Annotated in this window: 21 protein-coding genes and 1 tRNA gene; 15 read left to right on the forward strand and 7 right to left on the reverse strand. The window is 67.5% G+C overall.

Annotation, left to right across the window (positions count from 1 at the left end):
* Positions 1-14: 14 nt before the first annotated feature.
* A complete protein-coding gene (locus WNM05_RS03975; protein ID WP_434632704.1) occupies positions 15-1,151 on the reverse strand; it encodes an efflux RND transporter periplasmic adaptor subunit in 1,137 nt (378 codons plus the stop codon).
* 118 nt (positions 1,152-1,269) lie between these two features.
* On the opposite strand from WNM05_RS03975, the gene WNM05_RS03980 reads away from it, so the two are divergent.
* Complete coding sequence (locus WNM05_RS03980) at positions 1,270-2,001, forward strand: response regulator (RefSeq protein WP_434632706.1); 732 nt, start codon at positions 1,270-1,272, stop codon at positions 1,999-2,001.
* Positions 1,998-3,053: an ATP-binding protein gene (locus WNM05_RS03985; protein WP_434632707.1), complete on the forward strand. Its 1,056-nt coding sequence runs from the start codon at positions 1,998-2,000 to the stop codon at positions 3,051-3,053. Before WNM05_RS03980 ends, WNM05_RS03985 begins: the two co-directional genes overlap by 4 nt.
* Positions 3,054-3,081: 28 nt before the next feature.
* On the opposite strand, the gene cynR is transcribed toward WNM05_RS03985, so the two are convergent.
* The gene (cynR, locus tag WNM05_RS03990; protein WP_434632708.1) at positions 3,082-3,969 is read right to left on the reverse strand and encodes a transcriptional regulator CynR; all 888 of its coding nucleotides are present in this window, start codon (positions 3,967-3,969) and stop codon (positions 3,082-3,084) included.
* Between the two features lie 108 nt (positions 3,970-4,077).
* Between cynR and WNM05_RS03995 the strand changes: the two genes are divergently transcribed.
* The 3 genes from WNM05_RS03995 to WNM05_RS04005 all read left to right on the forward strand — a co-directional run bounded on the left by WNM05_RS03995 (position 4,078) and on the right by WNM05_RS04005 (position 6,510).
* Positions 4,078-4,713, forward strand: a complete 636-nt coding sequence (locus WNM05_RS03995) for a carbonic anhydrase (protein ID WP_434632709.1) — start codon at positions 4,078-4,080, stop codon at positions 4,711-4,713.
* A 49-nt stretch (positions 4,714-4,762) separates the two neighbouring features.
* Positions 4,763-5,233: a cyanase gene (gene cynS / locus WNM05_RS04000; RefSeq protein ID WP_434632710.1), complete on the forward strand. Its 471-nt coding sequence runs from the start codon at positions 4,763-4,765 to the stop codon at positions 5,231-5,233.
* A gap of 68 nt (positions 5,234-5,301) precedes the next feature.
* Positions 5,302-6,510 carry an MFS transporter gene (locus WNM05_RS04005; protein WP_434632711.1) on the forward strand — a complete coding sequence of 403 codons (1,209 nt, stop codon included), beginning with the start codon at positions 5,302-5,304 and terminating at the stop codon, positions 6,508-6,510.
* A gap of 84 nt (positions 6,511-6,594) precedes the next feature.
* Here the strand turns inward: WNM05_RS04005 and WNM05_RS04010 are convergent.
* Positions 6,595-6,669 (reverse strand) — tRNA-Arg (locus WNM05_RS04010).
* Positions 6,670-6,690: 21 nt separating this feature from the next.
* A complete protein-coding gene (gene ispB / locus WNM05_RS04015; RefSeq protein WP_434632712.1) occupies positions 6,691-7,659 on the reverse strand; it encodes an octaprenyl diphosphate synthase in 969 nt (322 codons plus the stop codon).
* Positions 7,660-7,854: 195 nt separating this feature from the next.
* Here ispB and rplU point away from each other — a divergent pair, with 195 nt between their 5' ends.
* The 7 genes from rplU to WNM05_RS04050 all read left to right on the forward strand — a co-directional run bounded on the left by rplU (position 7,855) and on the right by WNM05_RS04050 (position 13,318).
* The gene (gene rplU, locus WNM05_RS04020) at positions 7,855-8,166 is read left to right on the forward strand and encodes a 50S ribosomal protein L21 (protein ID WP_011134403.1); all 312 of its coding nucleotides are present in this window, start codon (positions 7,855-7,857) and stop codon (positions 8,164-8,166) included.
* 12 nt (positions 8,167-8,178) lie between these two features.
* A complete protein-coding gene (rpmA, locus tag WNM05_RS04025; RefSeq protein ID WP_011134404.1) occupies positions 8,179-8,454 on the forward strand; it encodes a 50S ribosomal protein L27 in 276 nt (91 codons plus the stop codon).
* Between the two features lie 129 nt (positions 8,455-8,583).
* Entirely contained in the window at positions 8,584-9,744 is a 1,161-nt protein-coding gene (gene obgE / locus WNM05_RS04030; protein ID WP_434632715.1) for a GTPase ObgE, read from the forward strand.
* Between the two features lie 470 nt (positions 9,745-10,214).
* On the forward strand, positions 10,215-10,994 hold the full coding sequence (locus WNM05_RS04035) for an ABC transporter substrate-binding protein (protein ID WP_434632716.1): 780 nt from the start codon (positions 10,215-10,217) through the stop codon (positions 10,992-10,994).
* A gap of 136 nt (positions 10,995-11,130) precedes the next feature.
* A complete protein-coding gene (locus tag WNM05_RS04040; protein ID WP_434632717.1) occupies positions 11,131-11,820 on the forward strand; it encodes an ABC transporter permease in 690 nt (229 codons plus the stop codon).
* Positions 11,817-12,530 carry an ABC transporter permease gene (locus WNM05_RS04045; RefSeq protein ID WP_434632718.1) on the forward strand — a complete coding sequence of 238 codons (714 nt, stop codon included), beginning with the start codon at positions 11,817-11,819 and terminating at the stop codon, positions 12,528-12,530. Before WNM05_RS04040 ends, WNM05_RS04045 begins: the two co-directional genes overlap by 4 nt.
* A gap of 20 nt (positions 12,531-12,550) precedes the next feature.
* Positions 12,551-13,318, forward strand: a complete 768-nt coding sequence (locus WNM05_RS04050; RefSeq protein ID WP_434632720.1) for an ABC transporter ATP-binding protein — start codon at positions 12,551-12,553, stop codon at positions 13,316-13,318.
* Positions 13,319-13,442: 124 nt separating this feature from the next.
* Here WNM05_RS04050 and WNM05_RS04055 read toward each other — a convergent pair whose 3' ends face one another.
* From WNM05_RS04055 to WNM05_RS04065, 3 genes are read right to left on the reverse strand one after another with little or no spacing between them, the layout of a single operon-like run.
* Positions 13,443-13,703 carry a putative hemolysin gene (locus WNM05_RS04055; RefSeq protein WP_434632721.1) on the reverse strand — a complete coding sequence of 87 codons (261 nt, stop codon included), beginning with the start codon at positions 13,701-13,703 and terminating at the stop codon, positions 13,443-13,445.
* Entirely contained in the window at positions 13,700-14,167 is a 468-nt protein-coding gene (locus WNM05_RS04060; RefSeq protein WP_434632722.1) for an inhibitor of vertebrate lysozyme family protein, read from the reverse strand. The genes WNM05_RS04055 and WNM05_RS04060 overlap by 4 nt, the downstream gene beginning before the upstream one ends.
* A 58-nt stretch (positions 14,168-14,225) precedes the next feature.
* Positions 14,226-15,353 (reverse strand): succinylglutamate desuccinylase/aspartoacylase family protein, encoded by a 1,128-nt coding sequence (locus tag WNM05_RS04065; protein WP_434632723.1) that lies wholly within the window; start codon positions 15,351-15,353, stop codon positions 14,226-14,228.
* Between the two features lie 120 nt (positions 15,354-15,473).
* On the opposite strand from WNM05_RS04065, the gene WNM05_RS04070 reads away from it, so the two are divergent.
* The 3 genes from WNM05_RS04070 to WNM05_RS04080 are packed head-to-tail and all read left to right on the forward strand — an operon-like array spanning position 15,474 to position 20,399.
* The gene (locus tag WNM05_RS04070; RefSeq protein ID WP_434632724.1) at positions 15,474-16,748 is read left to right on the forward strand and encodes a hypothetical protein; all 1,275 of its coding nucleotides are present in this window, start codon (positions 15,474-15,476) and stop codon (positions 16,746-16,748) included.
* A gap of 49 nt (positions 16,749-16,797) precedes the next feature.
* A complete protein-coding gene (locus WNM05_RS04075) occupies positions 16,798-17,556 on the forward strand; it encodes a hypothetical protein (protein WP_434632725.1) in 759 nt (252 codons plus the stop codon).
* Positions 17,556-20,399, forward strand: coding sequence for an ATP-binding protein (locus WNM05_RS04080; protein WP_434632727.1), 2,844 nt, complete (start codon positions 17,556-17,558; stop codon positions 20,397-20,399). Before WNM05_RS04075 ends, WNM05_RS04080 begins: the two co-directional genes overlap by 1 nt.
* Position 20,400: the final 1 nt, after the last annotated feature.

Below are 20,400 nucleotides of genomic sequence, written 5' to 3' on the forward strand. Positions count from 1 at the left end.
GAGGCTCCCTTCGCTCAGCGCCGCGCCGGCGCGGCGTCGCCTGCGGCGACCAGCGCGCCTTCCGACAGGCGCTCCATGCCCTCGACGACCACCTTCTGGCCGGCGCGGAGACCGGCCTGGATCCGGTAGCGGCGATCGGCCAGTTCTCCGAGCTCGACGTCGGCGAGGCGCGCGTGGTTCTTCGCGTCCACGGTCCACACCTGCGGCTTGCCGCCTATGCGGATCACCGCCTGCTGCGGCACCGTCAGCGCGTCGGCATAGCTCGCGCGCGGCACGCGGGCGCGGACGAACATGCCCGGCAGCAGCCGCCGCCTAGGATTGTCCACCAGCACGCGCAGCAGCACGTCGCCGGTGCCGGCGTCGACATTGACGCCGGAGAACAGCATGCGGCCGACCTCGTCGTAGGATGTGCCGTCGTCGCGCAGCAGCGTCACGGGCAGGCCGCGGCCGGCCGTCCCGGCTTGAGCCGCCAGCGTTTGCCGCAGCGATTCCAGCGCTGCCGCCGGCTGGCGAACGTCGACATAGACCTGGTCTATCTGCTGGATGCGCGCCATCGGGGAGGCGTCGCCGGAGGCGACCAGCGCGCCCTCGCTGACCAGGGCCTGATCTATGCGGCCGGAGATCGGCGCCGCGACGGCGGCGAATTTCAGATCCAGCCGGCGGCGGTCCAGCGCGGCGCGGGCCTGGGCCGCGTCGGCGGCGGCCTGGTCTCGCTGCGACACCGCGTCGTCGAAGACCTGGCGGCTGACGGCGTCGGTTTCGACCAAGGGCCGCAGCCGGGCGGTTTGCACGCGCGCGCGCGCCAGCGCGGCCTCGGCCCGCTGCAGGGCGGCGGCGGCGGTGTCCACTTCGGCCTTGAACGGCGCCGGATCGATCTGGAACAGCGGCTGGCCGGCCTTGACCTCGCTGCCCTGTTCGAACAGCCGGCGCAGTACGATGCCGCCGACCTGCGGGCGGATTTCCGCGACGCGCACCGCCGCGACGCGGCCGGGCAGGTCGTCGCTCAGCTTCAGCGGGGCGGGGGCCAGCGTCGCGGCGGCGACCGGAATCGCCGTCGGGGCGTCCTGCGGCGCCGGCTGCGAGCAGCCGCTCAACATCGCGACGGCCAGCGCGCAGGCGCCGCCGTAACGGCGGGCTTGCATATTGTTCATGGGGACTCCATAGCGTTCAAACTTGCGATGGGCGGCAGTGTGCCCGCGCAGGATGGGGATTGCCGTGTGGTAGCATGGAGATTCGATGGAGATACGCAATGGATGCGAAACCGCCAGCATGAGCGACACAATCCGACCGGCGGCCCAGGGGCCCCAGGCCCTGGTGCTGATAGCCGAAGACGAACCCGAGATCGCCGAAATCCTCGCCGCCTATCTGTCGCGCGGCGGCCTGCGCAGCGCGCACGCCGCCGACGGCAGGAAGGCGCTGGAGATGCATCTGGCGCTGAAGCCGGACCTGGTGCTGCTGGACGTGCAGATGCCGCACGTCGACGGCTGGCAGGCACTGGCCGAGATCCGCCACCGAGGCGACACGCCGGTGATCATGCTGACGGCGCTGGACCAGGACATCGACAAGCTGATGGGCCTGCGCATCGGCGCCGACGACTACGTGGTCAAGCCGTTCAACCCGGTGGAGGTGGTGGCGCGCGCGCAGGCGGTGCTGCGCCGCTCGATGGCCGCCCCGCGCCAGGCCGAGCAGCGCGTGCTGCGCGCCGATCCGTTCGAGATCGACCTGGAGCAGCACGAAGCCGCCGTTCTGGTCGGCAAGCGGCGCCACGCGCTGAGCCTGACGCTGACCGAGTTCAAGCTGCTGGCGCAGCTGGCGCGCGCGCCCAGGCGCGTGTTCAGCCGCGCCGAGCTGCTGGCCGCCTGCCTGCCGGAAGGCGACACGCTGGAGCGCACGGTGGACAGCCATATCAGCAAGCTGCGCAAGAAGCTGGAGGAATGCGGCGTCGAAGGGATGCCGGCCGGCGTCCGCGGCGTCGGCTACAAGCTGTGGAGCGGCGAATGAGGCTGGAGGGACTGAGCCGCCAGATTGCGCTGTCCATGGCGGCGATGGCGCTGTGCGTCACGCTGCTGATGGTGGCGACCGGCTACGCCTTCTACTACGTGGCGCTGACGTACTGGCCGGTGCACTTCGAACAATCGGGCTGGTGGCTGACGGCGCCGGAAGTGCTGTGGCTGGTCTCCAGTACCGCGACGGGCCTGGCGCTGTCCTTGCTGATGGGCATCCGTCTGGCTCGCCGCATCCTGCTGCCGCTGAATTCAGTGGCCGAAAGCATGCGCCGCGTCGCCGACGGCGACCTGAACGCGCGCGCCGCCGCCGGCGATCGTTCGCTGCGCGAGGCCGCGATGCTGGCCGACGATTTCAACGCCCTGGCCGATCAACTGCAGCTGATGAGCCGGGAGCAGGCGTTCTGGAACGCCGCCATCGCCCACGAACTGCGCACGCCTCTCACCGTGCTGCGCGGCCGGCTGCAAGGCCTGGCCGAGGGCGTGTTCACGCCGGACGAGGGCCAGTTCCGCAGCCTGCTGGCCCAGGTGGAGGGGCTGGGCCGGCTGATCGAGGACCTGCGCGCCGTCAGCCTGGCCGAGAGCGGCCACCTCGATCTGCAACTGCAGGAGACCGACCTCGCCGCCGAGGTCCGGGCCGTCGTCGAAGTCTTCGGCGACGCGCTGCGGGCCGCCGGCCTGACGCCGGTCCTGGAGCTGGATGGCCGGCCGGCACGCTGCGACCCGGTCCGCATCCGCCAGGCGCTGCTGGCCCTGCTGGACAACGCCCGCCGCTACGCGACGCCCGGCGCCATCCGCATCCAGGCCCGGGTGGAGGGCGGCCGCTGCCGTCTGCGCGTCGAGGACGACGGCCCCGGTATTCCCGAAGACCTGGCCCCGCATGTGTTCGAGGCGTTCCGGCGCGGAGACGGCGCCCGCCAGCGCGGCAGCGGAGGCAGCGGCCTGGGTCTGGCTGTGGTGGCCGCCATCGCCCACGCCCATGGCGGTGAGGCCCGGTGCGGTACCGGCACGGGCGGCGGCGCCCGCTTCGAGTTGAGCTGGCCGGGCTGAGCGGCGCGTAGAAGGCCGCAAGCAGGCGCTAGGCCAGCTGCGCCGCCATGTCCTCCAGCAGCGCGAGGCAGGCGCGGGCGGCGGCGCTTTGGTAGCCGTTCTGCCTGCGCAGCAAGGCGGCGGTGCGCGTCGGCAGCGGCTGGCGCAGCGCCAGCGCGCGCAATGCCGGATCCTGCCGGGCGATGGCCTCCGGCAGGATGGTGGCGATGGCGCCGCGGCGCACGATCTCCAGTATCGCGCCTATGGTATTGGCCTCGACGGCGATGCGCGGCGCGACGCCGTGCCGGCGGAAGTGGTCGTCGATATGGTTCCGGGTGGCGAAATCGGCGCTCAGCAGCGCCAGCGGCGCCTGTTCCAGCTCCTCCGTCTCCAGCGGCCGATCCCGTTCGCGCCAGGGGTGGCGCGGGCCGGCCACCACACAGAGCTTTTCGGCGAACAGCGGCTGCCCGCAGATGTCCGGCGAGCGCATCGCATCGAAGGCGATGCCCAGATCCAGCTCGTCGGCCGCCAGCGCCGCCTCCATCGCGTCCTGCGTCATCTCGCGTATTTCCAGTTCCACGCCCGGATGGCGCGAAGCGTAGCGCTCGGCCAGCGTCCCCAGCAGATAGCAGGTGAAGGTCGGCGTCATCGCCAGCCGCAGCCTGCCGCGCGACAGGTCCGCCACGTCGCCGATGGCGCGTTCCGCCGCCGCCAGTTCGCGCAGCGCCCGCCGCGCGTATTCCAGATAGGCCGCGCCGGCGTCGGTCGGCCGCACCGTCCGCCCGCCGCGGTCCAGCAGCGGCGCGCCCACGATGTCTTCCAACTGCCGTATCTGTTGCGACAGTGTCGGCTGCGACACGTGTAGCGCCTCGGCGGCCCGGGTGAAGTTGCCGTGCTCGGCCACCGCGATCAGGTAGCGGATATGTCTGAGTATCATCGCAAAAACTATAGGAGTTTCTTATGGTGTTTATTGTATATCGGTCTTGGACGCTATAGTTGAATCGGTTCATCCTTGCGCCATCGTTTCACCGCCAAGGAGAACTCCATGCAAGCCATCATCGACGGTTTCCTCAAGTTCCAGCAGGACGCCTTTCCCAAGCGCTCCGAGCTGTTCCGCAAGCTGGCCACCAGCCAGAACCCCAGCGTGCTGTTCATCACCTGCTCCGACAGCCGGGTGGTGCCGGAGCTGCTGACGCAGCAGGAGCCGGGCGACCTGTTCGTGATCCGCAACGCCGGCAATATCGTGCCCGGCTACGGTCCGGAGCCGGGCGGCGTCACCGCCACGGTGGAATACGCGGTGGCCGCGCTGGGCGTCAGCGACATCGTCATCTGCGGCCATTCCGACTGCGGCGCGATGACCGCCATCGCCAGCTGCGCCTGCCTGGACCACATGCCGGCGGTGGCCGGCTGGCTGCGCCACGCCGACGCCGCCAAGGCGGTCAACGCCGGCCGCGGCCACGAATCGGCCCAGGCCAGGCTGGACGGCATGGTCAGGGAAAACGTCATCGCCCAGCTGGCCAATATCAAGACCCATCCGTCGGTGGCGCTGGCGCTGGAACAGGGCCGGCTCCGCCTGCACGGCTGGGTCTACGATATCGAAAGCGGAACGATAGAAGCGCTGGACGGCGCGGCGAAACGCTTCGTCCCGCTGGCCGACTTTCCGCAAACCCGCGCCGCCTGATCGTCATTGGCGCCCGGCAGGGCGCATCTCGTAAAAGAAAGGAAATCCCATGCGTCAATCCCATACCACCCAGGACGCCCGCGTCGAGCTGAGCAGCCGCATCGTCGTCGCCAAGGCGCTGAAGGACCTGAGCTGGGAACAGCTGGCCGACGGCACCGGCCTCAGCCTGGCCTATGTCACCGCCGCGCTGCTGGGGCAGCACGCGCTGCCCAAGGCCGCCGCCGACCTGGTGTGCGACAGGCTGGGCCTCGACGAGGCGGACTCCGCCAATCTGCAGACCATCCCGCTGCGCGGCAGCATCCCGGGCGGCATCCCCACCGACCCCACCATCTACCGCTTCTACGAAATGATTCAGATCTACGGCACCACGCTGAAGGCCCTGGTGCATGAGAAGCTCGGCGACGGCATCATCAGCGCGATCAATTTCCGGCTGGACATCCAGAAGGTGGCCGATCCGGACGGCGGCGAGCGCGCGGTGATCACGCTGGACGGCAAATTCCTGCCGAACAAACCGTACTGACGGGGTCTTGCCGGGCGGCCGCGCATCGTGCGCGGCCGTTTTGATTTCCCACATTCTGAAAGATGGACATGGATACACCCGCTCCCGGCCTGGGCCGCGGCATGGCGCTGTTGTTCGCCGTTTCCTGCGGCGCCGTCATCGGCAACATCTATTACGCCCAGCCGCTGCTGGCCGTCATAGCCGGCGGTTTCGGCGCGCAGACGGCCAGCCTGGGCTTCATCGTCACGCTGACCCAGCTAGGCTATGCCTGCGGCCTGCTGTTCCTGATACCGCTGGGCGACGCGCTGGACCGCCGCAAGCTGATCGTCGCGCTGCTGGGCTGCAGCGTGCTGGCGCTGGCGGCGGTGGCGCTCAGTCCCGGTCTGGCCTGGTTCGCCGCCGCCTGCGCGGCGCTGGGCCTGTGCACCTGCGCCGCCCAGCTGCTGGTGCCGTTCGCCGCCTCGCTGGCGGCGGAGCGAGAACGCGGCCGGGTGGTCGGCACGGTGATGAGCGGCTTGCTGCTCGGCATCCTGCTGGCGCGTACCTTCTCCGGCCTGGTGGCCCAGATGGGCGGCTGGCGGCTGGTGTACTGGCTGGCCGCCGCCGTCGTGCTGCTGTTCACCGCCATCCTGGCGCGGGCGCTGCCCGGCGACCGCCGCAGCGAGCCGCTGCGCTACGGCGCGCTGCTGGCCTCGCTGCTGACGCTGGTCCGCGTCCATCCTGCGCTGCGGCGGCGCTCGCTGTACGGCGCGCTGGCCTTCGCCTGCTTCAGCCTGTTCTGGACCGGCCTGACCTTTCTGCTCAGCCAGCCGCCGTACGGCTACGGCGAGGCGCAGATCGGCGCCTTCGGCCTGGTCGGCGCGGCCGGCACGCTGGCCGCCGGCGGAGCGGGGCGGTTGTCCGACCGCGGCCACGGCGGGCGCGTCACCACCGCTTGCTGCCTGGGCATACTGCTGGCCTTCGGCCTGCTGTGGCTGGGCGGCCGTTCGCTGGCGGCGCTGCTGGCCGGCGTGCTGTTGCTGGATATCTGCGTGCAGGCGCTGCACATCTCCAACCAGAGCGTGATCTACGCGCTGGCGCCGGAGGCCCGCAGCTGCGTCACCACCGTCTATCTGGTCAGCTACTTCCTCGGCGGCGCGCTGGGTTCCGGCGCGGCCAGCCTGGCCTACGCCCACGCCGGCTGGACCGGCGTCTGTCTGGCCGGGGCCGGCCTGGCGGCGCTGCTGCAGTTGGCGCGGTTGACGGCGTCGGCCGAAGAGACGGACCCGAGTGAGCGGCTGGGGGAGGCTTCGGCCTGAGGCGCGCCGCGTCGATGGCGCGAATGCAGAAAACCCGCAGAGCCTGGCGCTGTGCGGGTTTTTGGACTGCTAGGGAAAAGCGGGTGGCGCCCCCGACAGGAATCGAACCTGTAACTGCCCCTTAGGAGGGGGCCGTTATATCCATTTAACTACGGAGACGCGACGGAAAACTGGGTGTGATCAGGCGCTGCGGTCCACAGACAGGCGAGCCAGCTCGATCAGGGCCTGGCGGGTTTCCGACTCGGGAATGGCCTGCAGGGAGGCGATGGCCAGCTCGGCCATCTTGACGGCTTCGTTCTTGGCATATTCCAGCGCGCCGCTGGATTGTACCGCATTCAGCACATCGTGGAAACGGTCGCGGCTGGCGTTTTCCAGCGCGTCGCGCACCAGGGCCGACGCTTCGGCGCTGCCGTTGCGCATCGTGTAGATCAAGGGCAGCGTCGGCTTGCCTTCGGCCAGGTCGTCGCCGAGGCTCTTGCCTATCGTGTCGGCGTCGCCGCTGTAGTCCAGCACGTCGTCGATGATCTGGAAGGCGGTGCCGAGGTACATGCCGTAGTCGGCCATCGCCTGCACCTGTTCGGCGGAGGCGTCGGCGATCAGCGCGCCGACGCGGGCGGCCGCTTCGAACAGCTTGGCGGTCTTGTACTGGATGACCTTCAGGTATTCGTCCTCGCTGACGTCGGTGTTGCCGATGTTCAGCAATTGCAGCACCTCGCCCTCGGCGATGATGTTGGTCGCCTCGGCCATCACTTCCAGTATGGTCATATTGCGGGTGGTGACCATCATCTGGAAGGCGCGGGTATACAGGAAGTCCCCGACCAGCACGCTGGCGGCGTTGCCGAACAGCGCGTTGGCGGTCTTGCGGCCGCGGCGCAGATCGGACTCGTCGACGACGTCGTCGTGCAGCAGCGTGGCGGTGTGAATGAACTCTATCATCGCGGCGAGTTCAAACAGGTGTTCGCCCCGATAGCCGAGGGCGCGGCCCGACAGCAGGGTCAGCACCGGACGCAGGCGCTTGCCGCCGGCGGAAATGATGTATTCCGCCACCTGGCGGATCAGGACGACGTCGGAGTGCAGCCGGGAGCGGATCACGCCGTCTACCGTCTGCATGTCGTCGGCAATCAGGGTTCGGAAAAGCGGGGTGGACATTTCAACCAGTTTATCGTTGCGATGATGGCTACGCCAAAGCACTGGATGTTACCAGAAAAGCCCCCGCGGCCGCCATGCCGCCGTGTTGGCCGCTTAAGTCGATGAAATCATTGACAAGTTGCCGCCAGGCCCGTATAGTCTCGCGTTCCCTTGCGCATCAGGCGCGGGGGATCCATTTATCAGGAGCTCATGCGAATGTATGCGGTCATAAAAACCGGCGGCAAGCAATACAAGGTTGCCATCGGTGAAAAACTCAAAGTAGAACAGATACCTGCAGACGTCGACAGCCAGATCGTACTCGAAGAAGTGCTGATGATTGCTGACGGTGAACAGGTTGTTGTTGGCGCCCCGCTGGTTTCCGGCGCCACCGTGAAGGCCACCGTTGTTTCCCACGGTCGTGGCGAAAAGATCCGCATCTTCAAGATGCGTCGTCGTAAGCACTACCAGAAGCATCAGGGTCATCGTCAGAACTACACCGAAATCCGCATCGACGCGATTTCGAAGTAAGGATAAACAGTCATGGCACACAAAAAAGCAGGCGGCAGCTCCCGCAACGGTCGTGACTCCGAAGCCAAACGCCTGGGCGTTAAGGTTTACGGCAGCGAACTGATTCCGGCTGGTTCCATCATCGTGCGTCAGCGCGGCACCAAGTTCCACGCTGGCGAAAACGTCGGCCAGGGCAAGGACCACACCCTGTTCGCCAAGGTTGACGGCTACGTCGAATTCACCGTTAAGGGCGCGCAACAGCGCAAGACCGTTAACGTGGTTCCGTACACCGGTGTAGACGGCGAATAATTCGCTTTCTGACATCCGAGAAAGCCCTATCCTTGCGATAGGGCTTTTTTCATACCCGAGGGGCAAGGCGTGAGGGCTGGCATAGGCAGTCCTGACTCCTGACTCCTCGCAAGACAGAGGTTGAGTGCAATGAAGTTCATCGATGAAGCCCGGATCGAAGTGATGGCCGGGCGCGGCGGCAACGGCGCCGCCAGCTTCCGCCGCGAAAAGTTCGTGCCCTTCGGCGGCCCGGACGGCGGCGACGGCGGCAAGGGCGGCAGCGTGTACGCGATCGCCGACGAGAACGTCAATACGCTGGTCGAGTACCGCTTCGTCAAGAAATACCTGGCGCAGCACGGCGAGCGCGGCCGCGGCGCCGACTGCTACGGCAAGGGCGGCGACGACATCGAACTGAAGATGCCGGTGGGCACGGTGATACACGACGCCGACACCGGCGAACTGGTGGCCGACCTGGCCCATCACGGCCAGCGCGTCATGATCGCCAAGGGCGGCAAGGGCGGCCTGGGCAACATCCACTTCAAGTCGTCGACCAACCGCGCGCCGCGTCAGTCCACGCCGGGCGAGGAAGGCGAGCAGCGCACGCTGAAGCTGGAACTGAAGGTGCTGGCCGACGTCGGCCTGCTGGGCATGCCCAACGCCGGCAAATCCACCTTCATCCGCTCGGTGTCGGCCGCGCGGCCCAAGGTGGCCGACTATCCGTTCACCACGCTGCACCCGAATCTGGGCGTGGTGCGGATGGACGATACCCGCAGCTTCGTTGTCGCCGACATTCCGGGCCTGATCGAAGGCGCGGCCGAGGGCGCAGGCCTGGGCCACCGTTTCCTGAAGCATCTGCAGCGCACCGGCCTGCTGCTGCACGTGGTGGACATCGCCCCGTTTGATCCCAATGTTGATCCGGTTCGCGAGGCGCGCGCCATCGTCGAGGAGTTGAAGAAGTACGACGAGGAGCTGTACAGCAAGCCGCGCTGGCTGGTGCTGAACAAGGTGGACATGCTGCCGGAGGACGAGCGCGAGCTGACGGTGTCGGCCTTCCTGAACGCCTACGGCTGGCCCAAGGAGCAGCCGGACGACTCGCTCGGCTTCGACACCAAGGCGCCGCGCGTGTTCTCGATCTCCGCGCTGAACCATGAAGGCACCCGAGAGCTGACCTTCGCCATCATGTCCTATCTGGACGTGGTGCGCGCCGAGGCGCGCAAGGAAAGCGAGGCGCTGCAGCAGCAGGCCGCCGCCGCCAAGCAGAAGCTGATCATGCCGGAGGCGCCGGCGGACGAGGCCGGCGGCGACGCGTAAACGCATTGTCGTCTGATTGTGTTAAAGGGCGGGCTGGAGGCATATCCAGCCCGTTTTTTTATTCCATCCGGGCAAAATATGGGGGTTTGGCGAATTTTTGCCCATTTTTGTCGCTTTGCTGTACACCGATCCTTTCACCCGCCGTTACTTCTCAAGTTGATTGAATGTTGTATTTTGTCATCAGACAAAAACGCCATCGGACCGCCGGTTTTCAGCCGGTCATGGCATGAATTCTGCGTGGCTGAGCGCACCGTGCCCGGCTAATGAGCATGGCATGGCCGGAAAATCTGGCTTGCTAGACAAATTGCTCTAACTATATAACATGGTGCAGCCACCACCGGCCTCTGGGGCAGGCTGGCAGCGGCATGGTTCGCAGTTTGCCGTACCGGTCCGGGGCGATTGCCCGGGTGACCAAGCGTCCGGCGTGCCGGATGACCAACAAAGACGTTCGCTTTGATGAGGAGAATCACATGAAGAAGGCTCTTGCTGCGCTGGCTGTCGGTCTGATGGCTGCTTCCGTGGGCGCTTACGCCAAGGACTGGAAGGAAATCCGTTTCGGCGTCGACGCCAGCTACGCTCCGTTCGAGTACAAGGCGCCGAACGGCCAGGTGGTCGGCTTCGACATCGATCTGGGCAACGAGATCTGCAAGCGCATGAAAGCCAAGTGCGTGTGGGTGGAGAACGATTTCGACGGCATGATCCCGGCGTTGAAGGCCAAGAAGTTCGACGGCGTGCTGTCGTCGATGTCGATGACCGAGGCCCGGATGAAGGAGATCGCCTTCTCCGCCAAGCTGTTCAACACCCCGACCCGCATGGTCGCCAAGTCCGGTTCCGGCCTGATGCCGACCCCGGCCTCGTTGAAGGGCAAGCGCGTCGGCGTCGAGCAGGGCACCATCCAGGAAGCCTACGCCAAGAAGCACTGGGCGCCGGCCGGCGTCGAAGTGGTGCCGTACCAGAACCAGACCCTGGTGCTGGCCGACCTGACCGCGGGCCGTCTGGACGCGTCGCTGCAGGATGCGGTGCAGGCCGACATGGGCTTCCTGAAGAAGCCTGAGGGCAAGGGCTTCGCCTTCGCCGGCAAGGACCTGGTCGACCCGCAGACGCTGGGCGAGGGCGCCGGCATCGGCCTGCGCAAGGAAGACAAGGATCTGAAGGCCGGCATCGACAAGGCCATCGCCGACATGCTGAAGGACGGTACCTACAAGAAGATCGAGAAGAAGTACTTCTCCTTCGACGTGTACGGCGGCTGACGCCGTTTCGGGCGTGCGGCCGGTCCGCGCGCCCGCGCTGTGATGCGCCCCGCCTTGCGGGGCGTATTGATCTGGAGGGCCGGCTTTCATTCGGCAATATAAGCCGAAGGGGCGGGCCGCTCGACAAGGGGAACATATGTTTCTGGATGGATTCGGTCCCATTATCTGGCAAGGGACCCTGGTGACGCTGGAGCTGTCGGTGCTGTCGTTGCTGCTGGCCTTCGTCATCGGTCTCGTCGGCGCCGGCGCCAAGCTGTCGCACAACCCGCTGCTGGGCGGGATTTCCACCGTGTACACCACGCTGGTGCGCGGCGTGCCCGACCTGGTGCTGATGCTGTTGATCTTCTACAGCCTGCAGATCGGCATGAACAAGATCACCGACCTGCTGAGCATCGATCAGATCGACCTCGACCCGTTCGTGTCCGGCATCGTCACGCTGGGCTTCATCTACGGCGCCTATTTCACCGAGACGCTGCGCGGCGCCTTCCTGTCGGTGCCCAGGGGCCAGATCGAGGCCGGCATCTCCTACGGCATGAGCGGCTGGCAGGTGTTCCACCGCGTGCAGTTCCCGCAGATGATGCGCTTCGCGCTGCCGGGCATCTCGAACAACTGGCAGGTGATGCTGAAGGCCACCGCCCTGGTGTCCATCATCGGCCTGGCCGATGTGGTGAAGGCCTCGGTCGACGCCGGCAAGAGCACCTACAAGGTCTTTTTCTTCACGCTGGTGGCCGGGGCGATCTACCTCGCGCTGACCACCGTGTCCAATTTCGTCCTGATGTGGCTGGAGCGCCGCTATTCGATGGGTGTGCGGGAGGCGGAGCTATGATGGACATCATCCAGCAATTCTGGAAAACCTTTCTGTGGACCGACGGCTACCACCTGTCCGGCCTGGCCGTCACCATGTGGCTGCTGGTGCTGTCGATCGCCTTCGGCTTCGTCGTGTCCATCCCGCTGGCGGTGGCGCGCGTGTCCAGGATCAAGTGGCTGTCCCGGCCGGTGTGGCTGTACACCTATGTGTTTCGCGGCACCCCGCTGTACGTGCAGCTGCTGTTCTTCTACAGCGGCATGTACAGCCTGGACGTGGTGCGCGAGGTGGGCTTCCTGAACCACTTCTTCCGCGAAGGCTACAACTGCACCATCCTGGCGTTCGCGCTGAACACCTGCGCCTACACCACCGAGATCTTCGCCGGCGCGATCAAGGCCACGCCGTACGGCGAGATCGAGGCCGGCCGCGCCTACGGCATGAGCCCGTTCACGCTGTACCGCCGGGTGATCATCCCGTCGGCGCTGCGCCGCGCCTTGCCGGCGTACAGCAACGAGGTGATCCTGATGCTGCACGCCACCACCGTGGCCTTCACCGCCACCGTGCCGGACATCCTGAAGGTCGCGCGCGACGTCAACGCCGCCACTTACGACTCCTTCAACGCCTTCGGCCTGGCCGCCTTGCTCTATCTGAGCATCACCTTTATTCTGGTCGGCTTGTTCCGCAAGGCCGAAGCGCGCTGGATGGCTTATCTGCGCCCGACCAAGAGCTGAGAAATTCTGGGGATTCAATGATGGACAAGCTGAACATCAGCAATATTCACAAGAGCTACGGCGACCACGAAGTTCTGAAAGGCATCTCGCTGAAGGCCAAGGCCGGCGACGTGATCAGCATCATCGGCTCGTCCGGCTCCGGCAAGAGCACCTTCCTGCGCTGCATCAACTTCCTCGAGAAGCCGAACGACGGCACCATCGCGCTGAACGGCGAGGAAATCCGCCTGTCGCGCAACAAGCAGGGCGAGTTGGTGCCGGCCGACCAGAAGCAGCTGCAGACGATGCGCACCCGGCTCGCGATGGTGTTCCAGCACTTCAATCTGTGGGGCCACATGACGGTGCTGGAAAACGTCATCGAGGCGCCGGTGCACGTGCTGGGCATCCCGCGCGACGAGGCCGTCGCCCGCGCGAAGAAATATCTGGCCAAGGTCGGCCTGGACGAGCGCGCCCAGGCCAAGTATCCGGCCCACCTGTCCGGCGGCCAGCAGCAGCGCGTGGCGATCGCCCGCGCCCTGGCGATGGAGCCGGAGGTGATGCTGTTCGACGAGCCGACGTCGGCGCTGGACCCGGAGCTGGTCGGCGAGGTGCTGAAGGTGATGCAGGCGCTGGCCGAGGAAGGCCGCACGATGATAGTCGTCACCCACGAGATGGGCTTCGCCCGCAATGTGTCCAACCACGTGATGTTCCTGCACCAGGGCCGCGTGGAGGAAGAGGGCCATCCGGACGAGGTCTTCGGCAATACCAGAAGCGAAAGACTGAAGGCATTCCTGTCCGGTAGTCTAAAGTAAGACTATCCCTGCCAAAGGGGGTAGGAAACCCGCCGGAGCGGTCAGCCGGCGGGTTTGTTTTTTGGCGCGCCGGCGACGGCTGTGGATAAATCCGGATTTGACCAGAAGCTGTGGATAAGCGCCGTTACGGCGCCGTCGGCGCCGGACGCTGCGAGCGGAACAGCGTCCATTCCTCGACCGAGCGGCCGTCCGGCAGCTGGCACAGCGCGTATTCGTTGCCGGCGGCGTCCTTCTGCGGCAGCAGCTTGCCGCCTTGCTGCGCGCAGTACACCGAGGCGGGGTTGGCCATGCCGACCGCAGGCTGCTGCGCGGCGGGGCGATTCTGCGCGCAGGCGGCCAGCAGCAGCGCCGGCAGCGCGACGACGATGGGAGTCAGTGTTTTCATTTCCAGTTCGGATCCTGTTTCAGTTGCTTCATCAGATAGTCGCGCTGTCCCTTGTCCGGCTTGCCCAGCCAGCGGTAGCTGGCGTGCTTGGCCGGATGGTCGACGGCATCGGGCACGTCGGCCACCGTCACCAGCAGGCCCGTCGCGCGGCGCTTGTCCGCGCTGAACAGGCCGAGGAAGCGGTTGGACGCGCAGTCGTGCGGCTTGCACATCTCGCCGGCCAGATAGCGTTTGCCGGCGATGGTCGCCGCATGGTACGGCGCGCTGGTGGCGCGGGCTTCGCGCAGCCACTCCGGCGTGTTCCCGGCGCCGGCCAGCATGCCCATCCAGGCGGCCTGGTAGGCGGGTTGGTGCGCCAGCTCGGCGAACACCGCCTCGGCCGCCGGCGCGGAGGAGGCCGGGGCGGCGGAGACCGCCGGCGACAGGATGGACAATGACAGCAATAGCGGGACTAGCGTTTTCATGCGTGGGACTCGGCGGCGGTGCAAAGTCATTGGATCGCCGCCGGCGATGAAAATTCCGTCAGGCGGTCAACAGCTTGCCGGTCTTGTAGGCGCTGGCGCCGGCGACGCGGGCCAGCCCCAGGCCGGCGGTGGCGTATGGGCGGTCGCTGGTGGCATACAGCACGCCGCCGCGCTGGGTGCAGACCTGGGTGACGGTGTCGGTCAGCGGGTCTATCACGTCGGCCACCAGGTCGCCGGGGACCAGATGGCTGCCCGGTTCGGCGCGGTAGGTCACGACGCCGGCGTGAGGCGCCAGCAGATCCTCCGAGCCGGCCAGCGGCGTCGCCGGATGGCGCAGCGACGGCAGCGGCGGCGGATCGCCGGCGATCACGCCGCGGTGCTGCAGGAAATGAACGATGGCCTCCGCGTCCTTGGCGGCGTATTCGTGATTGACGTCCCATTCGCCGCGCAGCTCTATCGTCACCGCCAGGCAGGCCATTTCGATCGGCGCGGACAGCCCGGCCTGGGCGGCCAGCTCGCGCAGTTGCCACCACGGCTGGCTGCAGGATTCGTCGAACGGGTAGTCGCCTGAGTCCTCGGCCAGCAGGCTGGCGCAGACGCCCAGGTAGCGGGCCAGCGGCTCGCACTGGTCCCATAGCGGCGTGCCGGTGTACAGGTGGATGTCGGCGCGGCTGTCGCAGTGCAGGTCCAGCATGATGTCGGCGTCGAAGGCCAGCGTGTGCAGCGTGTGGCGCAGCGACTGCAGCTCGGTCTGCGGTTGCTGGCGCGCCAGTTCGGCCCGCATCGCCGCGCGTATCAGCCGGGTGTTGGCCTTGGCGTCGGCGCCCAGTTGCTGGCGCACGGCGGCGAACACCGGTTCGGCCAGCGGCAGATAGTGGCGGTTGAAGTTCTGGCCGCTCATCGCCTCGAAGCGGCCCAGCAGCCGGTTGCTCTGGTTCTGGTTCAGGCCTATCGGGTTGGCCACCGGCAGCACGACGATTTCGCCGAGGACGGCGCCCTCGCTTTCCAGCTGGCGCAGCCGCTGTTTCAGATGCCAGGCCACCAGCATGCCGGGCAGCTCGTCGGCGTGCAGGCTGGCCTGGATGTGGACCTTCTCGCCGTGGCCCTCCCGGCCGAAATGGAAGCTGGTCAGCGAGCGCTGGCTGCCCAGGCTGGGCGACAGCAGGGTGTGGTGGCGGGTGAGCATGACGTCTCCTCTATACGATTGTTATCACTTGCAGCCAGGATAAAACGCGCCGCCGCGTTGACGAAGCGGCGGACCGCCGGGACAATCTGCGCTTTGATTCCCCCAGCTTGTGGAGCGCGCTTGGATTCATTGTCCGATTTCTTCCAGCCCGGCATCGAGCCCGGCTCGCTGCAGGCCGTGTCGCGGCTGCAGGGCGCCTGGGGCTATCTGTCCGTTTTCGTCACGCTGTTCCGCGGCGGCGACGAGGAAGTGCTGATGCGCCTCTTGGTGCTGCGAGAGCTGGGCGGCCGCGCCGAGGCGCCGTTGTGGACGCCGCAGGAAATCGCCCAGCGCTTCTCCTACCTTAACGATACCAAACTGGCCACGATTCTGGGGCGGCTGCGCGAAGGCGATCTGCTGGTCTACGACAGTGACGGCGGCGTGTACCAGCTGTCCGAGGGCGCGCGGGTCGCGCTGGCGGCGCTGGCGACGGTGGTCGACTTTTCCGGCGACGACGTCGAGCTGGGCTATCTGGCCAGCCAGGTGGCAGCCGGGCAGGCCGTCGGCCAGGTGTCGGACGAGGCGCTGAAGCACCTGCTGGCGCGCTTGAACGAGTTGTACGCCGAATTCGAGGAGGCGCTGGAGTCGCAGTCCGAATTCCGCATCCGCGCCGCCCAGCACCGGCTGGAGGCCGTGTGGCGCTGGGTGGCCAAGTCCACCGAGGTGGTCAGGAGCCTGACCCAGGACGACACGCTGAGCCTGACGGTGCTGAACCAGGCGCAGGCCATCGCGCTGGCGCAAAGCCGCATGCTGGCGCTGGCCGGCACCTTCGAGCGCCGGCTGGCCCAGCTGGCCGCGCAGCGCGTGCACCTGGGCAATTCCGGCCTGACCTCGACCGACATCGCCGACTGGCTGCGCCGTCAGGGCGCGGCGACGCTGGCCGGCAAGCTGGCCGGTGGCTGGTCCATCTGCCCGGAGCCGGCCTTCCTGTCGACGCCGGAGCTGGCCGACGTGGCCGAGTTCGAGCTCTTGGCGCGCGAGCGCGCCAAGGCCGGCGCGCACGTGCTGCCCGGCGGCGAGGCCGCGCCGCTGGCCGACGCGCCCGAGATGGAGCGGCTGCTGGAGGCAGAGGAAATGTACGACCTGCTGCTGGAGCTGGGCATGAGCGGCAAGGCCGACGCCCATATCAGCCAGGCGGTGCTGGCCGGCAGCTACAACGAAACCGCGTACCGGCTGTCCCTGCTGTCGCTGATCGGCGACCCGGAAACCAGCAACGACCAGAGCATCGTCGCGGCGCTGGCCAAGCTGCCGTTCAGCCTGCAGGGCGGCGACGGCGTGATCGCGCCGGACCACCCGGAAGTGGCGACCTTGTCGGACGCCCGGCTGGTGGCGAACGGCGGCCGCGCCGGCCAATGATGGAGACGCCGCGCGCGGGTCATGCCGGGCGGGCAAGCAAAGAATAGACATGGAACACGAAATCAAGACCCTGACCGCCCGCCTGCTGGCCCACCGCGTGGTGCCGCGCGCCGACGCGCTGGCGCGCAAGGCGTTGCTGGACGATATCTTCCGCGCCGAGCTGGACAAGAGCCTGGCCGCGGTCGGCCTCCGGCTGGTGGAGAACCCGTACGCCGAACACATCGCCGCGGCGCTGCTGCCGGAAATGACCGAGCCGGTGTTCGGCTCCGGCGACGCCTGGCTCAACAACAATCTGGGCCTGCCGCGCGACGGCGTGGCGCTGCTGGTCATCCTGTGGGCGCTGATCATCCTGCCCAAGCGCGAGCGGCAGATCGCCCGCGTCGAGGCCGGCAAGGAGAACCAGAGCGATATGTTCGGCGCGCAGAAGCCGCTGGAAACCGGCGAGGCGGTGTCCACCGGCATTTCCGAGGACGCGCTGTACGCCGACTTCGGCAAGGCGCTGGGCGGCCGCACCCGCTTCAACGCCAATCTGGGCCGCCTGGTCAACCTGGGCTTCATCGTCCGCCGCAACCGCTGGCTGGACGAGGGGCCGATGCTGGATCTGATGATCGACTACGCGCAGCTGGCGCCGCGCATCATCGAAGGCGCGCTGGCCGACGTGCTGCTGCGCCGCGAGGGCCGCGAGGCGCTGGTCGACAAGCGCGTCGACGACGATATCGAAGAAGAGGGCGGGGACGACGGCATCGCGTCGGACGGCCCGCTGTTTGACCTGCCGCCTGACGACGCGGCCGACGGGGAGGCTCGCTGATGTTCCAGATGAAATCGGTGGAAATGGTGCACTGGGACTTCTGGCAGCGGCTGAGCGTGCCGCTGGACGCCCAGATCGTCACCATCATCGGGCCCAACGGCTCCGGCAAGACCACCTTGCTGGACGCGATGCGCACGCTGCTGGCGATCAAGTGCTCCGGCAAGCGCGACTACAAGCGCTACGTGCGCAACAACAAGGAAGCCTTCGCCTATCTGCGCGGCGTCGTCGACAATCCGCGCCGTCCGTCCGGCGGCCTGTACCCTACGCCGTTCTTCCCCATCGTCTCCGAGTCGGTGACGCTGCTGTGCCGGATCAAGAAGCAGGGCGGCGACTGGGTGCGTCACTACGCGATCCTGGACGGCGACATCGCGCTGGAGCACGCCGAGGGCCAGGCGCAATGGCTGGGCGTGCACGAATACCGCCGCCGGCTGGAGGCGGCCGGCCTGACGCCGGCGGTGGCCGAGGTGCTGGCGCTTGAGCAGGGCGACACCGACAAGTTGACCGAATACAGCCCGCGCCAGCTGCTGGACCTGGTGTTCCAGGTCTTCGGCGACAAGGACGTGCTGGACAACTACCAGCGCGCCCGCGACGAGCAGCGCGCCACCGAGCTGGAGCTGGAGGCCCTGGGGCGGCAGGAGGAGGCGCTGCAGGTGCGGGTGGAGGCGATGAAGGGCCGAGCCAACCGTTATCTGGAGTGGAAGCAGCTGCAGACCGGCATCGCCCGCTTGCGCGACGAGGCGCTGCCGGTGCTGGCCTATCTGGACGCCAAGACCGCCTTCGGCAAGCAATGGGGCGATTATCGCGCCGGCTACCACGTGCTGAACCAGGCGCGGGCCGAGCATGCCGACACGCTGGACCTGGTGGCCAAGCTGAAAGCCGCCGAAGTGAGCGCCGCCGAGGCGCGGGCCGCGGCGGAGACGGTGCGGCTGGCGGCCCAGGACGCCTTCATGAAGGCCAAGGGCGAGCACGCCGGCGTGGCCGGCCAGCTGAAGGAGCGCGATCGTCTGCAGGCGCTGGCCGGCAAGGAGTACGGCGCCGACGCCGCCCAACTGGCCGACAAGCTGGCGGCGCTGCGCGCCGAGGCCGATCAGCTGAAGGACGGCCTGCGTGAATTGAAGAAGCAGCGCCAGGACAGCCAGCAGCATCTGGAGGCGCTGGAGATAGGCCGCGGGCGCTCGCCGGAGGACGTGCGCCAGTTCAAGGCGGCGCTGGACGAGGCCGGCATCCCGCACGCGATGCTGTCCGACATCGTCGAGGTGATGGATTCCAACTGGCAGGGCGCGGTGGAGGCGCTGCTGCGCGGCTACCGCCACGTGGTGCTGCTGGACCGGGAGTCCGACCGCCGCGAGGCCTGGAAGATAGGCGAGAAGCTGCGCTACCGGCACTTCGTGGTGCCGGAACGCGCCGCGCCACCGCGCGCCAACAAGGGCAGCCTGCTGGAAGTGGTGCGTTTCTCCGCCGATGCGCCGGAGTGGCTGTACCGGCAGATGAACGGCGTGACGCGGGTCGAGAACGCACTGGAGGGCGCCAGCGCTGAAGGTGACTGGATCACCCGCGACGGCTATTTCCGCGAGCGCCGCGGCGCGCGCCACATCGGCGTGCCGGCGCATGAGTTCGCCTTCGGCGAGGCGGCGCGGCAGTCGCGTCTGCTGGCGGTGCGCGACGAGCTGAAACAGCTCAATGTGCGCATCCTCGGCGACGAGGAGCGGCTGGTGGCCGCCACCCGCGAGGCGGCCGGCCTGGCCGAGTACCTGGGCGGCATGGACGCGATACGCCAGCTGGACAGCCGCGCCGACGAGTTCGCCGCGCTGGAATCGCGCAAGGCCGAGCTGGAGGCCGAGATCGCCCGCCAGGGCGCGGCGCTGGCCGACGCCGGCGCGGAGAGGGACGCCGCCGACCAGCGCTACGGCGACGCGCGGCTGGCGCACGACCGCGTCTGCCAGCGCGAGATGGAGAGCCTGTCCAAGTACAACCAGAAATTGCAGGAGGTCGAGCAGGCGCGCCGCCAGCTGCGCCGGCTCAGCGGCGAGCTGCGCGAATGGGCGGAGAGATTGTCGGCCGACGCGCTGGCGCCGGAGCATGTGGCGGCGCTGGAGGACGAGTTCGACACCGCCGCCGACGCCAAGCACCAGTTGAACTACCTGGAGGAGAAGCTGCAAAGCGGCGATTGGGAGCAGGACGACTCGGTGCTGGCGCTGAAGGACAAGCTGGTCGAGGATCTGACCTCGCTGGACCGCGAGCGCCAGCGCCGCCAGGGCGAGGTGGACCGTTCGCGCGAGCTGACCGACGAGGCGCGCGCCGCCTATATCGGCAAGCTGCGCGCCACCGTGCGCGCCTACGGCCAGAACGTCAAGCGGCTGGGCGAGCTGGCCGGCATCCAGGTGGAGGTGGAGCTGCCGCAGCTGTCCAACGACGACGCGGTGCTGGCCCAGGCCGGCCTGGTGCTGAAGTTCAACTTCGATCAGAAGGGCATGATGGGCATGAACGACGGCGAGGCGTCCGGCGGCCAGCAGGTGATGAAGTCGCTGATCCTGCTGATCGGCCTGATGATGGACGAGTCCAATCCGTCCGGCTTCGTCTTCATCGACGAGCCGTTCGCCCACCTCGACATCTTCAACATCGACCGCGTCGCCGGCTTCCTGAAGGCCACCGAGGCGCAGTACCTGATCACCACGCCCAACACCCACAACATCAACATCTTCGCCCCGTCCGAGCTGACGCTGGCCACCCGCAAGAAGCGGCCGGGCGAAACCTGGGCGCCGCCGATACTGCAGACGCGGCGCCGGGTCGACGGCGGCGAGCAGGCCCCAGGGATGCCGGCCGAGACGCCGGCATCGCGATGAG

This window comes from Chromobacterium sp. CV08 (assembly GCF_051129845.1).
Lineage (GTDB): Bacteria > Pseudomonadota > Gammaproteobacteria > Burkholderiales > Chromobacteriaceae > Chromobacterium.

What these genes read in the sequence shown, in the direction of transcription:
- cynS (WP_434632710.1), top strand. Translation starts at nt 4,763, where the DNA reads ATGCGTCAATCCCATACCACCCAGGACGCCCGCGTCGAGCTGAGCAGC.
- rpmA (WP_011134404.1), top strand. Translation starts at nt 8,179, where the DNA reads ATGGCACACAAAAAAGCAGGCGGCAGCTCCCGCAACGGTCGTGACTCC.
- WNM05_RS04045 (WP_434632718.1), top strand. Translation starts at nt 11,817, where the DNA reads ATGATGGACATCATCCAGCAATTCTGGAAAACCTTTCTGTGGACCGAC.
- obgE (WP_434632715.1), top strand. Translation starts at nt 8,584, where the DNA reads ATGAAGTTCATCGATGAAGCCCGGATCGAAGTGATGGCCGGGCGCGGC.
- WNM05_RS03995 (WP_434632709.1), top strand. Translation starts at nt 4,078, where the DNA reads ATGCAAGCCATCATCGACGGTTTCCTCAAGTTCCAGCAGGACGCCTTT.
- rplU (WP_011134403.1), top strand. Translation starts at nt 7,855, where the DNA reads ATGTATGCGGTCATAAAAACCGGCGGCAAGCAATACAAGGTTGCCATC.
- WNM05_RS03985 (WP_434632707.1), top strand. Translation starts at nt 1,998, where the DNA reads ATGAGGCTGGAGGGACTGAGCCGCCAGATTGCGCTGTCCATGGCGGCG.
- WNM05_RS04065 (WP_434632723.1), bottom strand. Translation starts at nt 15,353, where the DNA reads ATGCTCACCCGCCACCACACCCTGCTGTCGCCCAGCCTGGGCAGCCAG.
- WNM05_RS03980 (WP_434632706.1), top strand. Translation starts at nt 1,270, where the DNA reads ATGAGCGACACAATCCGACCGGCGGCCCAGGGGCCCCAGGCCCTGGTG.
- WNM05_RS04055 (WP_434632721.1), bottom strand. Translation starts at nt 13,703, where the DNA reads ATGAAAACACTGACTCCCATCGTCGTCGCGCTGCCGGCGCTGCTGCTG.
- WNM05_RS04035 (WP_434632716.1), top strand. Translation starts at nt 10,215, where the DNA reads ATGAAGAAGGCTCTTGCTGCGCTGGCTGTCGGTCTGATGGCTGCTTCC.
- WNM05_RS04080 (WP_434632727.1), top strand. Translation starts at nt 17,556, where the DNA reads ATGTTCCAGATGAAATCGGTGGAAATGGTGCACTGGGACTTCTGGCAG.
- WNM05_RS04005 (WP_434632711.1), top strand. Translation starts at nt 5,302, where the DNA reads ATGGATACACCCGCTCCCGGCCTGGGCCGCGGCATGGCGCTGTTGTTC.
- WNM05_RS04050 (WP_434632720.1), top strand. Translation starts at nt 12,551, where the DNA reads ATGGACAAGCTGAACATCAGCAATATTCACAAGAGCTACGGCGACCAC.
- WNM05_RS04075 (WP_434632725.1), top strand. Translation starts at nt 16,798, where the DNA reads ATGGAACACGAAATCAAGACCCTGACCGCCCGCCTGCTGGCCCACCGC.
- cynR (WP_434632708.1), bottom strand. Translation starts at nt 3,969, where the DNA reads ATGATACTCAGACATATCCGCTACCTGATCGCGGTGGCCGAGCACGGC.
- ispB (WP_434632712.1), bottom strand. Translation starts at nt 7,659, where the DNA reads ATGTCCACCCCGCTTTTCCGAACCCTGATTGCCGACGACATGCAGACG.
- WNM05_RS03975 (WP_434632704.1), bottom strand. Translation starts at nt 1,151, where the DNA reads ATGAACAATATGCAAGCCCGCCGTTACGGCGGCGCCTGCGCGCTGGCC.
- WNM05_RS04060 (WP_434632722.1), bottom strand. Translation starts at nt 14,167, where the DNA reads ATGAAAACGCTAGTCCCGCTATTGCTGTCATTGTCCATCCTGTCGCCG.
- WNM05_RS04040 (WP_434632717.1), top strand. Translation starts at nt 11,131, where the DNA reads ATGTTTCTGGATGGATTCGGTCCCATTATCTGGCAAGGGACCCTGGTG.